The organism is Streptomyces sp. NPDC046335, from assembly GCF_055587985.1.
This window is the reverse complement of sequence record NZ_JBVJFF010000025.1, coordinates 1-13,778: the sequence shown is the minus strand read 5'-3', so window position 1 is coordinate 13,778 and position 13,778 is coordinate 1. Positions and strand designations below refer to the sequence as shown.

14 protein-coding genes and 3 pseudogenes are annotated in these 13,778 nt (G+C 65.4%); 7 read left to right on the top strand and 10 right to left on the bottom strand.

The window, feature by feature from the left end:
* Window positions 1-230: 230 nt before the first annotated feature.
* A pseudogene (locus tag ACZ6JY_RS39155) lies at window positions 231-599 on the bottom strand (transposase); the annotation flags it as partial.
* 402 nt (window positions 600-1,001) lie between these two features.
* On the opposite strand from ACZ6JY_RS39155, the pseudogene ACZ6JY_RS39150 reads away from it, so the two are divergent.
* The 3 genes and pseudogenes from ACZ6JY_RS39150 to ACZ6JY_RS39140 form a co-directional block, all read left to right on the top strand.
* Window positions 1,002-1,130: pseudogene (locus ACZ6JY_RS39150) on the top strand (IS110 family transposase); the annotation flags it as partial.
* A 133-nt stretch (window positions 1,131-1,263) separates the two neighbouring features.
* Window positions 1,264-1,773, top strand: coding sequence for an SdpA family antimicrobial peptide system protein (locus ACZ6JY_RS39145; protein WP_469204129.1), 510 nt, complete (start codon window positions 1,264-1,266; stop codon window positions 1,771-1,773).
* A gap of 11 nt (window positions 1,774-1,784) precedes the next feature.
* Window positions 1,785-2,756, top strand: a complete 972-nt coding sequence (locus ACZ6JY_RS39140) for a sporulation-delaying protein SdpB family protein (RefSeq protein ID WP_469204127.1) — start codon at window positions 1,785-1,787, stop codon at window positions 2,754-2,756.
* 87 nt (window positions 2,757-2,843) lie between these two features.
* Here ACZ6JY_RS39140 and ACZ6JY_RS39135 read toward each other — a convergent pair whose 3' ends face one another.
* The 3 genes from ACZ6JY_RS39135 to ACZ6JY_RS39125 are packed head-to-tail and all read right to left on the bottom strand — an operon-like array spanning window position 2,844 to window position 4,148.
* On the bottom strand, window positions 2,844-3,197 hold the full coding sequence (locus ACZ6JY_RS39135; RefSeq protein WP_469204126.1) for a GntR family transcriptional regulator: 354 nt from the start codon (window positions 3,195-3,197) through the stop codon (window positions 2,844-2,846).
* Window positions 3,198-3,201: 4 nt separating this feature from the next.
* On the bottom strand, window positions 3,202-3,648 hold the full coding sequence (locus tag ACZ6JY_RS39130; RefSeq protein WP_469204124.1) for a hypothetical protein: 447 nt from the start codon (window positions 3,646-3,648) through the stop codon (window positions 3,202-3,204).
* The gene (locus ACZ6JY_RS39125) at window positions 3,645-4,148 is read right to left on the bottom strand and encodes a hypothetical protein (RefSeq protein WP_469204122.1); all 504 of its coding nucleotides are present in this window, start codon (window positions 4,146-4,148) and stop codon (window positions 3,645-3,647) included. Before ACZ6JY_RS39125 ends, ACZ6JY_RS39130 begins: the two co-directional genes overlap by 4 nt.
* 627 nt (window positions 4,149-4,775) lie before the next feature.
* Between ACZ6JY_RS39125 and ACZ6JY_RS39120 the strand changes: the two genes are divergently transcribed.
* Both ACZ6JY_RS39120 and ACZ6JY_RS39115 read left to right on the top strand, forming a co-directional pair.
* Window positions 4,776-5,114 carry a hypothetical protein gene (locus tag ACZ6JY_RS39120; protein WP_469204120.1) on the top strand — a complete coding sequence of 113 codons (339 nt, stop codon included), beginning with the start codon at window positions 4,776-4,778 and terminating at the stop codon, window positions 5,112-5,114.
* Between the two features lie 254 nt (window positions 5,115-5,368).
* Window positions 5,369-5,920, top strand: coding sequence for a thiol-disulfide oxidoreductase DCC family protein (locus ACZ6JY_RS39115; RefSeq protein ID WP_469204118.1), 552 nt, complete (start codon window positions 5,369-5,371; stop codon window positions 5,918-5,920).
* A gap of 29 nt (window positions 5,921-5,949) precedes the next feature.
* On the opposite strand, the pseudogene ACZ6JY_RS39110 reads toward ACZ6JY_RS39115, so the two are convergent.
* Window positions 5,950-6,800 (bottom strand): annotated as a pseudogene (locus ACZ6JY_RS39110) (IS5 family transposase).
* 436 nt (window positions 6,801-7,236) lie between these two features.
* Between ACZ6JY_RS39110 and ACZ6JY_RS39105 the strand changes: the two are divergent.
* Together ACZ6JY_RS39105 and ACZ6JY_RS39100 are read left to right on the top strand one after the other, a co-directional pair.
* Window positions 7,237-7,725: a transposase family protein gene (locus ACZ6JY_RS39105; protein ID WP_469204115.1), complete on the top strand. Its 489-nt coding sequence runs from the start codon at window positions 7,237-7,239 to the stop codon at window positions 7,723-7,725.
* 156 nt (window positions 7,726-7,881) lie between these two features.
* The gene (locus ACZ6JY_RS39100; protein ID WP_469204113.1) at window positions 7,882-8,244 is read left to right on the top strand and encodes a hypothetical protein; all 363 of its coding nucleotides are present in this window, start codon (window positions 7,882-7,884) and stop codon (window positions 8,242-8,244) included.
* A gap of 214 nt (window positions 8,245-8,458) precedes the next feature.
* Here the strand turns inward: ACZ6JY_RS39100 and ACZ6JY_RS39095 are convergent, their stop codons facing one another.
* The 5 genes from ACZ6JY_RS39095 to ACZ6JY_RS39075 all read right to left on the bottom strand — a co-directional run.
* On the bottom strand, window positions 8,459-9,001 hold the full coding sequence (locus tag ACZ6JY_RS39095) for a hypothetical protein (protein ID WP_469204111.1): 543 nt from the start codon (window positions 8,999-9,001) through the stop codon (window positions 8,459-8,461).
* A 64-nt stretch (window positions 9,002-9,065) separates the two neighbouring features.
* Window positions 9,066-9,821 (bottom strand): TIGR02391 family protein, encoded by a 756-nt coding sequence (locus ACZ6JY_RS39090; protein WP_469204109.1) that lies wholly within the window; start codon window positions 9,819-9,821, stop codon window positions 9,066-9,068.
* Window positions 9,822-10,206: 385 nt separating this feature from the next.
* Window positions 10,207-10,458, bottom strand: coding sequence for a hypothetical protein (locus ACZ6JY_RS39085; RefSeq protein ID WP_469204107.1), 252 nt, complete (start codon window positions 10,456-10,458; stop codon window positions 10,207-10,209).
* Between the two features lie 8 nt (window positions 10,459-10,466).
* The gene (locus ACZ6JY_RS39080) at window positions 10,467-10,697 is read right to left on the bottom strand and encodes a hypothetical protein (RefSeq protein ID WP_469204105.1); all 231 of its coding nucleotides are present in this window, start codon (window positions 10,695-10,697) and stop codon (window positions 10,467-10,469) included.
* 248 nt (window positions 10,698-10,945) lie between these two features.
* A partial coding sequence (locus ACZ6JY_RS39075; protein ID WP_469204103.1) for an RHS repeat-associated core domain-containing protein occupies window positions 10,946-13,778 on the bottom strand: 2,833 nt, incomplete at its 5' end.

Sequence of the window (13,778 nt, the reverse complement as noted above, 5' to 3'; positions counted from 1 at the left end):
CGTGTCATGGTGGTGTTCAAGCACGCGGTCAGGGTTTTCAGGAGTGCTCGGGGCCCGCCTCTTGCATCCTCCAAGCCGCCTGGGACGGTAGCCACCAGGTCGGTGATGGCGGCGCAGTCCCTGCCGAGGACCTGGAGGCCAGCAGCTCCGAGGCATGCACACGCGGAGCGGTCAGGCCGAGATGGGTTACCGTTACTTGGTCTCCCCGGGCACCCGCCTCGAGATGGACCGGCGACCAACCTCATGGCGTGGTGAACGCCGTCGCCTTTGAGGCGGCAGTCGCGGAGGATCTTCCAGGTCTTCATGCGGGCGAAGACGTGTTCCACGCGAGCGCGGACCTGCTTGTGGGCCTTGTTGTGTTCCTCCTTCCAGTCCGGGAGTTCGGCCTGGCCGCGCTCGCGGCGGTGCGGGATGACGAGTCCGGTTCCCGGGTAGCCGCCGTCGGCGATCGTCACGGTCATGTCGACGGCGGCCTTCGCGCCGGATTCTTCCCATGCCTTGCAGTCGTTGCGGTTCCCGGCGAGCGGCCGGCCGACCACAACGACAAGGCGGGTGTCGGCGTCGATGATGACCTGGTGGTTGGTGGAGTACCGGTAGTTCTAATAGGTCATCGGTGGCCTCGAAGCGTGTGAGTGCAAGGGGTGCCATGCGAGGTGGAAGCCTGCTGCCGTTCCGGGACTGGATCCCCGTTGTCAGACTGGCTCCGCCTCGCGCCTTGCCCTGCCGGGCGGAGACCTTCGGTAGTTCCGGGACCTTGATCTCTCGTCTAAGACCGGTCCCGCCCGGCAGGAGCTCGGATATCACCGGCTTTCATGTCCTCAGCCCGCCGACAGGGGCCACCTCTCAGCAGTTCGCGAGCCCATGAGCTCTCCAGCAGACCGAGGTCCCTGTCGGTCGCTGAAGACACGAACGGCTCATGAGATGGCGTGCCTGGAGCACTTCTTTAGAGCGCCGCGTGCTCCGCGTGGGACTGACCTGCAGATTCATACGGAGGTACAGGGTTGAGCAAGATTTTCTGCGGCATCGACTGGGCGGAGGGGCACCACGACATAGCCCTGGTTGACCAGGACGGAATCCAGGTGGCCAAGCTACGGATCAGCGACGACAGCGCCGGCTTCCACGCGCTGATTGGGGGCGGCCCGCCGTGCCATGACACCTTCGCCTCCCTGGACTGCTATGCCTCTCCCTGATTTCCCCTGGCGGGCCGACATCCCCGCCCCGAGATCCCGCACACTTCGCCGCTGGATCGTCTTCGTCGCCGCGGTGTGGGCGCTGGCGGCCCTCTACGTGGCCCAGGCGTTTCTCCCACCGAACGTGATCAAGTTGCCCGGACAGAAGAAGGCCCGTCAGGTGGCCCTGGCCGTGGCCCCGCAAGGCTGGGCGTTCTTCACCAAGTCGCCCCGTGAGCCGGTGCATGTGCCCTTCCGGCAGCTCGCCGACGGCACCTGGGCCGATGCGCGGATATCGCCGCACGCGAAGCCGTCGAACGCCTTCGGCCTGGACCGGGCCTCGCGCTCGCAGGGCATCGAGGGGGCGCTGATGGTCCGCAAGGATGGCATCCGCTGGAACGACTGCTCTGAGGCTTTCTCGGCGGAGGAGTGTCTGGAAGACGCGAAGCTGTCCAAGCCGGTGACGAACACCTCGCCGGCGCCGTCGCTGTGTGGACGCGCCGCGCTGGTGGAGATGAAGCCTGTTCCCTTCGCCTGGCGTGACCTGATGGAAGGCAGCCACAGCGTGGAGCGGGCGGCCGTATGGGATGTGACCTGCGAGTGAGTGCAGACCGCATGCTGCGGCTGCCGTGGACCAACGTCTACGGCCTCGCCCGCACCCTCGCCGCACTCGGCACGGCGGGGATGCTGATCTTCTCCAGCGCCGAGACCCTCTTCCGTCCCGTCGCGACCCTTGGCGACTACCCGCCGTGTAACGGGGTGCTGTCCGCCTCGGCGTTCTGCGCCGCGAAAGACTCGTACTCCGGGCTGACGTGGATCATGTACGGCTGCGTTGCGGTGCTGCTGATCGCCGCCTCCGGCTGGCGCCCACGCCTGACGGCGCTGCCACACGCCTACATCAATTACTCAGTGTTTTCCGGGATCGCTATCAACGACGGCGGCGATCAGGTAGCGCTGATTCTCTCGGTGCTGTTTGTGCTGCCCGCCTTGGGTGATGCGCGGCGCTGGCACTGGAACGAACCGCCGACTGCCACCGGCGCCGGGGGGCAGCGGGTGTGGGCGCTGCTGGGCCTGTCGTCGCTGGTGATGCTGCGCCTCCAGATGTCGGTCATCTACTTCCAGGCGGCGGCGAAGCTTCCGCACGCGGAATGGGCCGACGGAACCGCTCTGTGGTACTGGGCGCATGACCTGAACTTCGGCGCCGCGCCCTGGCTGTCGTGGCTGACCGATCCGATCGTGGCGACGCCCGTGGGTGTGGCGCTGATGACATGGGTCCCACTGTTCATCGAACTGACCTTGGCGGTGGCGCTGTTGCTGCCGCAGCGCTACCGGTACTGGGCGATGTGGTCCGGATTCCTCTTCCATCTGGGCATCGCCTCGGTGATGGGTCTGTGGTCCTTTGCGCTCGCCATGGCCGCGGGGATCACGGTGCTGTGCATGCCGCTCGGTTCGCACATCCGCCGCCGTACCAAGGAAGGGCGGCAGACCGAGCCTGAGCGGGCCGAGACCCCGCAGGCAGAACAGGTCGAACAGGCGCAAGAACAGTCGGACACGTCAGCGCCGGACAAGACGGTAGCGCTGCCCTGACAGGCGGGCAGTTGTACCGGCAGGGCAGGTGCGGGGCAGCCGGGAATGTCGGTGCAGCCGTCCCGCATCCCTTCCTACGGGTCGCCGTCAGTCCCAGTGGGACGCGATCAGTGCCAGCGCTTCGTCCCGGCCCGTTCCCAAGGAACGGGAGAGACGAGCGAACTCCCGTGCCATCGCCTCCAATCGCGCACGCCCCTGGTCGATCTCCCGGATGACAATCGCTCCGCGCCCGCGGCGCAGCTCGATCAGGCCCTCTGTGGCCAGGGCCTGGTACCCCCGCAGCACGGTGTGGAACGAGATCTGCAGCAAGCGGGCTAGGTCCCGGGCGGGAGGCAGTCGGTCGCCAGTACGCAGTCGGCCGGAAACCAGGTGACCGCGGATTTGCGCGGCGATCTGCTCGCCGATGGTCTCCTTGGAGGCCGGGTTGATCTCCACCAGCACCCCTTCAGCCCTTCTTCCGCAACCGATTGACCAATGAGGCGGCGGAGGCGGCGTCATCCACGGTGATGACGAACTCCCGGCCGCTGGTCAGTGTCAGCCACAGCGCGTCGCCCGGGCGCAGCGCCAGGGCGTGCCGCCCCGGCATGATGCGGTATCCGAAGCCGCCCATGTCCATCAGTCTGGCGTAACCCGCCTCTGCCTTGTCGATCTTTTCCAGCGCCACCGTACGTACTGGCACCGGGCCGCAGGCCACGCGTACGCCGCCGGCGTCCACGCTGATCCGTACCAGTCCGCAGCCTGCGGTGCAGACGGCGAAGAAGACGGGAGCCCACATCCACCACATCAGGCCGTTGGCGATCGCCAGGAGGACGACACCCAGGAGGATGACCCCGGCAGCGGGCAGGCACCAGGAGGGCCCGGCGGCCCGGGACCACATCTCGCGGGTCGTCATTGGGGCACTGCCTTCCGCGCCATCAGCACACCTGCCGCACCGGCCACTACCGCGAGAACAGCGGTGACCGGTCCGTGCAGGGCCCAGTTGGGGTCGTACGCCTGCAGCAGCTGAGCGTGGCTTAAGTGACTTCCGCGGGCGTTGGCGTGCAGGTCCACGGCGAGCAGGTACGCCTCACCCGCAGCAAACCCCCAGCACACGGCGGCGGCGAGCAGGTACTGACCGTTCGTCTGCGCGCCCTTGATCAGTGCTGGGACGAACACCGCGCCCTGGAACAGGAAGAAAAGGGTCACGATGGCCAGGAAGTTCGGTGCGGCAATGAAGCCGTCCGGGCCATCGAACCCCGTGTGTGAGATCACTTCAGCGGGCATTCGGTCATGCAGCACCAGCAGCACCACCCACGGCACCACCGCCGCCACCAGCCATGGTGCCGCACCCAGTGCGATCTGTCCCAATGGCCACCCGGTGCGGTCTCGCGTGGCATCACTCGTCGCGGTCATGAACTCACCCCTCCTCATTCGATTGTTACCAAACAGCCATAACAATGAGGCGAGTTGCACCGACTGCTTTCAGCCTCCAAGTGCGCGACGGTCAGCCGGAGTTGTGCCGCAGTCGGCCACGGCGGGCCCCCGGGCCTGTCCATCCCCGGCCGCAGGGGGCAGCGGCCTCGCCCGGGCGGGCGGTCAGCTCGCCGGTGACGGTGTGCGACTACTTGTTCCAACGTATGCGCGCTATAGCGTGACCTCCGGGACATCTCACTGCACAGTACGTTCAATAACGCAACGTAAATTTGCCCTAGCGGTGACGGCTGAAATATCACTCTCGCGCAGACATCTATCCCGCATTGCTCTCACGCACCCTTTCCACGACTGGGCGGAATAAGTCATTCAGTGTATCCATCAAGCCACGGGTATGACTCTGGTTCCCAGCGGGGAAAGGTTTGTGTAGCGTCCACTGAAGCGAGTCACCAGCTGGACGATTAGGTGCACGAGGTAGTGGAGCACCCCTCGCGCGAGTGGGAACATGCACGCCAAGCTCATTGCGTGCTAAAAATCCTGCTCGCCGAGAAGACGTCTTCCTCAGACTCGGCCGCAGCAAATCTAAAACTACCGGTATAGGGAGTGAAGATGCAGACAAAGAGAGTATCCGCGATTACCGGAATCGCCCTCGGGCTCACGCTTGTGGCAGCCAGTCAAAGCGGCGTACAGGCTTACCCCTCCGGGGCGGCCAAGGTGTCCAGTGCACAGCAAGCGGGCGAGTTGGTAACTGACGGCGCAGCAGACTGGCAGCCACCGTCAGGATTCACCCATGAGGTGTCCTATTTCTTCTGGCCCGAAGAAGATTGCCGCAAAAGCGGAGAGCTCGGGATCAGGCGGGGAGAATGGAAGGAGTTCATCTGCCACACAGAAGTGGTGAAGCCCACCGACTTATGGCAGATGCTCACTTCGCTGTACGTTAAGAAGTGAACATCGAAATGCGATTGTGCACGCTTTGACGGCAGACGAGTGTCGGGCTGAGTGCCTGTCACGCACCACGGAACGCCCAGTAGCACCACCTGGTCAACAGCATCTACCTGCACGTCCTGGTGGGGGCTGGCAATTCAACCGCCCCTGCTATCACCGCCGCGAAGCAGGGAGACTATTTTTACCAGCGGCGCCTGCCGGACTGGACGTAATAGCTCGAAGAATCATATCGGGAGCCGGCCGGGCTGCCGAAAGACGTGAGGCGAGGTGGCCCGGGCTATGACCGGGAACCTGGCCTCGCACATGTCCGAGATCGTCCGGAGCATGCCAGGTGTGACTGCCAACCACACTGTGCTCCTTGCGCCCCTACGCCCTCAACGAAAGGGATCCCCCGCTCCGTGGACGAAACGTCCCAGCGCCATGCCACCGCACCGCGCCCCATACTGGTCTTCGACGGTGACTGCGCCTTCTGCCAGGCCGCCATCCAGCAGATCCGCATGCGCGCCCGCCCCCGCATGCTCGCCACACCCTGGCAGTCCCTCCCCGAGCCTTTGACACGACCCCACCTTGACCGCTTGGACGAAGAAGTCCTTCTGCTCGACGCAGACAGGGCACTCTGCGGTGGCTCGGCCGCTCTGGCTCGCTTCCTTGGCTCATCTCAGGCCCGTCGTTACCGCGGGGTGGCAGCGTGCCTGCGGCTTCCTGTCGTCAGCCTGCTTGCGCGCCAGATCTACCGATGGGTGGCCGTGAACCGGCACCGCATGCCCGCCGGAACAGCAGCCTGCACGATCCCTCGTCCTCCCCGCTGAAAACCCCTTAGAGGGAATCTGGTCAACGTTCAGGTCGTTGTGGCGGTCATGTTCGTTTCGATTCGCCAGGTTGGCGTGGATTCTCCCGTCAGTTTGCGGGACATATTGTTAGCCATCGCCCAGTGGATCATTGCTCGAGATCTCTGGGGTAGGGCTTCGTAGTCCCGGGCCAGGCGGTGGTGCTGCATCAGCCAGCCGAATGTCCGCTCGATCACCCATCGTTTTGGCAGAGGCTCGAACCCCTTCGCTTGAGGTCGCTGCACGACCTCCACGTCGATGCCGAGGAGGGCGCCGTGGTTGAAGACGCTGTTCTGGTATCCGCCGTCGGCCCAGACCTTGGACACGCTTGGTTGGTTCGCAGCGATGTCGTTGAGCAGGAGCTTGCCGCAGGTGGTGTCCTGCACGTTCGCGGCGGTGATGACGACGGCCAGCACGAGACCGAGCGTGACCGTGATCAGGTGCCGTTTGCGTCATTGATCTTCTTGCCGGCGTCGATGCCCTGGCTGTCCCGGCCGCGTTTGTCGAGGTCTTCACGCTCTGAGCGTCGATCACGGCCGCGGTCGGCTCGGCACTGCGGCCGCGGGCTCGTCGGGTCTTGTCACGTAACAGGTCATGCACCTGGGTCGCACCGTCCGCTTCCCACTTCGCGTAGTAGTCGTAGACGGTCTTGCACGGCGGGAAGTCGTGGGGGGGCAGGTACGCCCACGAGATGCCGGTGCGGTTGATGTACAGGATCGCGTTGACGATCTCCCGCAAGTCATGCCCCCGGCCCGCCGGTGCCGGGACCGGTCCGTCTCGCCCGCCAGGCGGCAAAGACCGGCTCGATCAGAGCCCAGCTAGCATCGGACACATCACTGCGGTACGGACGGCGAGAACTCACGCACCGTACAACGACCGCCGACGTAGCCAGTCACAAAAGCATCCCAGAACAGATGCCCTCTAAGTCCAGCAGTACCAGCAGAGCGTAGAAGATGCTGCCGGCGACCAGGACTGCGCCGACGAAGGCGAGGCTCAGCGCCCAGCCGACCTGCCACAGCCGTAACTCCCGGTCATTCTAGGTGGATCGGCCCCCTCGGCTTGCTTTCATAATGCTGCAGATAGACAGGGCCAGGCGCCGGAGTCTTCCCTTGGTCTTGGTTCACTGAGCGTTTTCAGAGTGGTCACCGGGCGGGTGACGGGCTGGTCTTCCGCAACGCACGAGGCTCCTCTGCCATTGAGAGAGGTGTTCGACGTCTCAACTCAGCAGCGTGGGAGCCTCGTTGGTTTCCTGTCGTGCCGCACTCGACCTGCCTCACGTCCTGGTCGAGTGGGTAACCATGCTCACCGTCACCCGTGAGGGTGACCGCCGCGGCAAGCTCCTGCCCCACCAGCGTGCTCTCGTCGGTCTGGTCTACCTTCGCCGGCCCGACACCCTCGCGCAGATCGCCGCCGGGTTATGCATATCCGTCGGCACCGCCCGCGCCTACGTCAGCGCCGTCGTCAATCACCTGTCCCGGCGAGCGCCCGGGCTGCTACGAGCCCTGCGGGAATCGGATCCCCAACACATCCTGCTCGACGGCACGCTCGCCGAGTGCGACCGGGTGGGTGACAGCCGGGCCGACTTCTCGCAGAAGCACCGCCGCCACGGCGTGAACCGGCAGGTCATCGCCGAGCCTGCGGGCAAGCTGCTGTGGATCTCGCCCGCACTGCCCGGGCGCACCTACGACCTCACCGCGGCCCGACCCACCGCATCATCCGGATCTGCGAACGCCAAGGCGTTCCCGTCCTCGCCGGCCGTGCCTACATCGGGGCCGGCTCCTGGGTGACCACGCCGATCAGACGCCTTCCACACCCAGGACCTCACCGCGACCCAGCAGACGATCAACCGGGCCCTGTCAGCGGCACGAGCACCGGTTGAACGAAGCGTTGCGAGACCGAAGTCCTGGGGCATCTTCCGACGAGCTCGCTACATCCCCAACCGCATGAACGACGTTGACGGCGGGCTGAACGAGGTAGGCGCGGCCCTCGCGGCCGGGCACGGCCACGTCTTCGGCGTGACCGAGGGGCCAGGCCACAGGACCATCCTGGCGTTCTTGCCCGACCATCCCGAGAATGGCGTCGGCACGCTGGCCCGGATCCGCACTCCTGAGGACCCGGACGGCGACGTCGTCTTCGAGCGGAGCGCGGTACGACCGATGGGGCTGTGGGCGGAAGGCGGGGAGAACCTCCTGCGGATCGTGCCGCTGCTGGGTCCGGACGCGCCGCCGGCGGACGAACTCGAGGACTGCCGCCTGTGCCCTGGCTGCTACCGGCCCGTGTACGAGAGCTCTTCCTCGCACCCCTGATCGGGGCCGGTCCGCTCCCGCTGATGGGTCTGTGCAGGCTGTGTGCCAAGGGATCCACGCTTCGCTCGCTGCGCCAGGCCGACGTGCCCATCGACACCCGCCAGCGCGCCGTACTGGAGACAGCGGCCGCCGCCTTGGCGTAGGGGTACGGCTCGCACGGCTTGCGTGAATGCGGTTCGGGCGGTGCCGCATCGCGGCACCGCCCACGCACGGATCAAGCAGGGTTGTCGACGGTCACGAAGCCCGCGTCCTTGTAGTACCGGTCGAAGTCCTCGCCCGGTTCGGCGTTGTGGACCAGCCGGGCGAAGGCACGCTCGAAGCGGGTCACCTCGAAGCGGGCCACGATGGTCTTGCCTTCCCGCTTGTCGTGGATGGCCTTGGGAACCGGGAGGATGACACGGCCTCCGTCGACCGAGACGAGCAGGTGGCGGTCGACGAGGGCACCGTTCCAGAAGACGTCGCCCACCTGGTAGTCCACCGGCCTGTCGTTGGGGAAGGTGTTCCAGTCCGGCGTCATTCCCTTGTTCACTGTGATGCCCCAGGCGATGGTGAGCGCGACGTTCTCGCGGTTCACGAGGGTGTTCCCGTGGGACTCGAGGTCTAGGGACCACTTGCTCAGCTCATCTGCCCCCAGCGTGCCCAACCGCTCCCACCTGTCGTGGAAGGAGGGCCCGGAGCCGCCGCCCCAGCACCCGATGTGATGCCAGTCCTCGTTGGTGGACTGCTCGACGGTGTTCCGTATGTCTGCGAGACGCACGTAGATCCTCCCCTAGATGGTCAGCCGTACGGGATGTGCACGGCCGTTCTCCCCCCCCTGGCTGTCATGATGCGTCAGGCGGTGACTGTGCACGTTGTTTGGCCCGGTCGACCTGGCGTAGCAGCAGGTCAGCGAACTGGATAATTTCGGCGGCTTCGATCGGGTCGTCGAACTTCACGGTCCGATGGCTGGGCGGGTTCTTGTACGCGCCCATGGCGCCGGCGAAGAGAGCCGAGGCGGCTTCCTGCTCGCCGCCTTCGGCTTCGGCGTCAGCCAGCGGCCCGCCCGCTTTGCCGTTCTTGTGGGGCTGGAACGCCGCGCGCATGAGGTGCACTCCGACCAAGGAGTTGTCGAGTCCGGAGGCTTCACGGACCGCGACTTCGACTGCCTTCATGGCTGCGAAGCTGGCGAGCTCGTACTCGCCCAGAAGGAAGTTAGTACGCACCGGCCCTTCCAGGGCCGGGTGCAACGGGCCTGAGAGCCGTTCGCCCGCCTCGAACCGCGCCAGACCGGTGGGGTTCTTCGCCAGCTCCATTCCTTCGCGCGAGACCCGGCGGAAGGCTTCGTTCTGGGTCCGGTCCCGGGCGAGCAGTGCCCGGGACTCGAGCCACGACCAGGCATCAGCCAGGACATCGAGGAGCGCGCCGATATCCGGCTCGCCCTCGTAGGCGCGGGCCGCCGTCGAGCCCACGATGTTGTTCAGCTGCAGAGCACGCCCGTTCCCGTTCGCCAGATGCTGGAGCAGAAGCAGAGCGACATCCCGCGTCGGTAGCTCCCGTATCTGCTGGGCGGGAACCGGAGCGTGGTAGGTGAAGGTCACGTCGTCACAATACGAGCACGCACCGACAAACGAGATCGATTTGCCAGGTGCCCGAATCGGAACCAGCGTTCGGCGGAGGCACGGCGGCTGCTTACGGTAGGAACCGTGACGCTCTTTCCGACGCCGCACCCGAGCCGGCACCCGTGCCGGTGCGGGTCGTGCTGCCCGCCGACCCGGTGCTCGGGCGCCCGGAGCAGGAGGTCGTGGCGCGGCTGTGGAGGCGGCGGCAGACCGAGGCGGGCTGGCTACCTCGTGGGGCTGCCGTCGTACTGTCCGGCAGCGGCAGAATTATCGGCGCGATTCACGGGCGTCCTGGGGACGGTCACCACTGGCAGTGGTGGGTGTGCTGCTGTGCCCGGCCTGAGCGGTCTGGACGGTGCGGGCGCTATACCAGGTGGATCTTTCGGATGACGATACCGCCGACGTAATGGCGGTCGGGCCCGGCGTAATTGGTGCGGTAGTGGCTGAATGAGGGCTGTGGGCGAGTCTGCGGGGAAACACTGCCCAACGTACTACCGAGCAGGCTGCGGCCGGTCTCACGCAGTAGGTCCTGGACGCGGAAGAGCGCGCGTACCGCGAGCTGCTCGGCAACGGTGCGGCCGCGCTGCGCGGGCGGATCGATATCGCCTTCACTCATGAATCAGCTCAGCGAGTTTCCGCCAACTCGACGACTCCTATCGCCACCAATATGCCCAGCACAAAGAACAAAGCGCCACCCGCACGGAATACCCACACCTGGAAACCGGCCGCCTTACGGCCGCGGTTTTCACCGAACAAGATTTTTGAGCCAGCGGCATTGGTTCGCTCGAGCTTCTTTGCGGACAAAACGAGGAATGCTCCGAAGGCAGCTGAAAGCAATCCGATCCATACATGCATCTAGCGACTCCCCTACGGATAGATGTGACACGTGTGATTCAAGGCCGCCCACCTCGCTGCCGCTCTCCCCTGTCACGTTGCTTGTGGGCCGACCAGATTTTGTACACGATAAATACTGCGATGGAGGCCCACACCGTGAAGAAGACAACCAAGAATGGAGTCGACATCTGCCACCCCTCCATGCCGCAGATCCTCTCAGAGCGGCGGGGGCCGCCGCGTACGCACGGCCCCCGCCTGGTACTTGCCGGTCAGAACTGGACGTGGGCTCCAGCGGAGCACCCAGGGAAGTTCAGGCCTGCCCCAGCGCCATAGCTGAGGCCGCTCTTACCCAGATTCACTTCCGCCTCGGGGACTACAGCACTGCAATTCGCGTAACCCCACCCATCTGTCCCCTTCGAAATATTGGAGCTGTTGATTTCGGCACTGAATCCCCCTCCGGGAGATCCCAGCCCGACTCGGAAGAAACCACCGCCTTCGCTGCCGTCCTCGTTTTCTGCATATCCCCCTCCAATGCACAGCCCGAAGCAGATTTCTCCGCCGAGCGACCAGGACTTGAGGCCATTGGGGTCAATGCGGTTGACGGGATCGCCTTCGGCGTAGAGATAGGGGTTTTGTTCCTGCCCGGAGGGGTCAGGTTGGGTGAAGCGGCCGATGTTGGGATCGTAGTAGCGGGCGGAGTAGTGGTAGAGGCCGGTGGGATCCTGGTAGCCGGCGGCGAAGCGGTAGGGCTGGGCGACCTTCTCCAACGTTGCCGCGCGGGTGACACCGCGGGGGCTGTAGGCGTAGGTGTTGACCTTTGCGCCGGATTCATCGGCCAGCGCGATGACGGAGCCGAGTGCGTCGGTGAGGTAGTAGTACGCCTTGCCGCCGGTGGTCATGGAGTTCAGTGTGCCCCCGGGCTCTCGGTTGAACCCGGTGTCCACGCCGCCGGTTGAGGTGGCGGACAGGCCGAGGGGGCCGTTGTGGAAGTAGGTGTCGCCCAGGCGAATGCGTTCGGACTGGTCGGTGGAACCGTACTGGCCGGTGTAGGTCTTGCCGCCCACGGTCAGCGAGGTGAGCTGGGAGTGGTCGGTGTACTGCTCGGCGGTGCGGATGCGCTCCGGGGTAGAGGCGCCAGCAGTCTCGTTGCCGATCTTGTCGTAGGACCAGTTGTCGGTGGAGTCGTTCTTCGAGGTGATTTGCTGGGCGTCGTTGATGCTGTAGGTGGTGCCGCGCGGGCAGCCCTTCTCGGTGCCCTGGCTGGTGAGGTTTCCGGCCAGGTCGTAGCAGTACTGCCAGGAGGAGTTGAGGGTGGAGCCCTTGTGCTCCGCCGCGTAGGAGAAGCGTCCCGCGCCGTCGTAGGTGTAGCTGGTCTTCGTGCCCGCCACCGCGTCCGTCTTGGTGCGGATCTTGGCACCGTCGGTCTTGGCGTCGGTGCCGTATCCGTAGGTGTAGGCCAGGTCCACCAGAGTGCCCTTGGACGACTTGGCGGTGATCTTCTCGGGGCGGCCGGACTTGTCGACGGTGACCGTCTGCACGGTGCCGCCGGGGTAGGCAGTCTCGGTGCGCACGTCGTTGCGGTTGTACTTGTACGTCGTCACCTTGCCCGCGGGGTCCTTGAACTCCTTGAGCTTGTTGACCTCGTTCCAGCTGTAGTCGGTCTTGCCCGCCGGGTCCTGGTAGAAGTCCACGTTGCCCGCCGGGGTATAGGCCAGGAGGGTCTGCGAACCGTCCTGGAGGGTGCGGACCGTTTCGCGCTGGAGCGGGTCGAACTGGTACTTGACCGTGCCGGTGGAGTCATCGCGCTGGCGCAGGTTGCCGTCACCGTCGTAGTGGTAGCGCACCGTGTCATGGGTGGTGGAGACGGTCCTGATGCGGTCGAGGTGATCGTAAGTGAAGACCTTCTTCACCCCGCGGCCGTCGGTGAGGGTCTCGGTGCGGCCCAGGCTGTCGTAGGTGTAGGTGGTCTCCCCCAGCGGCTTGGGCGGTGTCACCTTGCGCAGGTTGCCCTTGGCGTCGTAGGTGAAGGACGTCGTCACCGTCTTCGAGGCGGACATCTTCGTCTCGGCCGTGCACCGCTGGCCCTCAAAACCGCCGCACGTGGCCTCGGCGGGGTTGTAGGTGTACGAAACGTTGCCTCCGCCGGTACCGGTCTGCGCGACCGACTTGGTGTTGCCGGCCGTGTCGTACGTGTACGAGGTCTTCTCGCCGTCGGCGTTCGTAGAGTCCTTGGGCTTGTCGCCACCGGCGATCGTCTGCCAGCTGGTGACCGACTTCCCGCCAGTGGGCGACTTCACCGACTCGAGGTTGTTGCGAGTACTGAAGCCGTAGTCGGACACGTTGCCGGGGGTGGTACCGGTGCCCATCGCGTCGGTGGCGGTGTCGATGTTGTGGTTCGCGTCGAACTTCGTGGACCGCTTGTGCCCCAGGGCATCGGTGACGTCGGTGACCTGACCGTCGCCGTCGTGCTCGTACTTCGTGGCGTGCTTCTCCGGATCGGTGACGGTCGTCATGCCCGCTGCCGTTGGCGTGTCCGCGCTGTAGGCGTAGGTCCAGGTGGGGCCGGTGTGGCCGGAGCCGTTGAGCTCCGTGGCCCGCAGCATGGACGTGACGCGGTTGGCTTGGTCGTAGGTGAAGACGGTGACCCGGCCCTCCGCCGTGGTGATCTTGGTGAGGCGGCGGGAGGTGTCGTAGTCGAAGGTGGTGGTCTTGCCTTCGGCGTCGGTGGTCTTGTGCAGGTTACCGGCCGGGTCGAGGTCGAAGACAGCGGTGCGGCCGGAGTTGTCCTTGGCCTGCCACTGTGAGGCGTCGGTCTTGAGCAGGTCGATCCAGCGGCCGGAGCGGGTCTCGGTCAGCTTGAAGCCTTTGTGCTCGTCGCCCTGGTCGTGCTGGGTGACAGTGATGGCGCCCTTGTTCTTGTCGGTGACCTTGGTCAGGGTGCCGTGCTCGTTGTAGGTGTCCTTGGTGTGTGACTTCCAGTTGGTGACGGTGTAGGTGCCGTCGGCGCTCTTCTTCAGCTCCTTGGAGTAGCCCTTGGGGGTGGTGAAGGAGCCGTCGGCGGCCTTGTCGAAGCGCAGGGTGTCGCCGGAGGCGTCGTAGAGG

Bases quoted from the DNA above. Each gene is read 5' to 3' on its own strand.
- ACZ6JY_RS39140 (WP_469204127.1), top strand. From the start codon at position 1,785: ATGCTGCGGCTGCCGTGGACCAACGTCTACGGCCTCGCCCGCACCCTC.
- ACZ6JY_RS39130 (WP_469204124.1), bottom strand. From the start codon at position 3,648: ATGACGACCCGCGAGATGTGGTCCCGGGCCGCCGGGCCCTCCTGGTGC.
- ACZ6JY_RS39125 (WP_469204122.1), bottom strand. From the start codon at position 4,148: ATGACCGCGACGAGTGATGCCACGCGAGACCGCACCGGGTGGCCATTG.
- ACZ6JY_RS39120 (WP_469204120.1), top strand. From the start codon at position 4,776: ATGCAGACAAAGAGAGTATCCGCGATTACCGGAATCGCCCTCGGGCTC.
- ACZ6JY_RS39105 (WP_469204115.1), top strand. From the start codon at position 7,237: ATGCTCACCGTCACCCGTGAGGGTGACCGCCGCGGCAAGCTCCTGCCC.
- ACZ6JY_RS39100 (WP_469204113.1), top strand. From the start codon at position 7,882: ATGAACGACGTTGACGGCGGGCTGAACGAGGTAGGCGCGGCCCTCGCG.
- ACZ6JY_RS39085 (WP_469204107.1), bottom strand. From the start codon at position 10,458: ATGAGTGAAGGCGATATCGATCCGCCCGCGCAGCGCGGCCGCACCGTT.
- ACZ6JY_RS39080 (WP_469204105.1), bottom strand. From the start codon at position 10,697: ATGCATGTATGGATCGGATTGCTTTCAGCTGCCTTCGGAGCATTCCTC.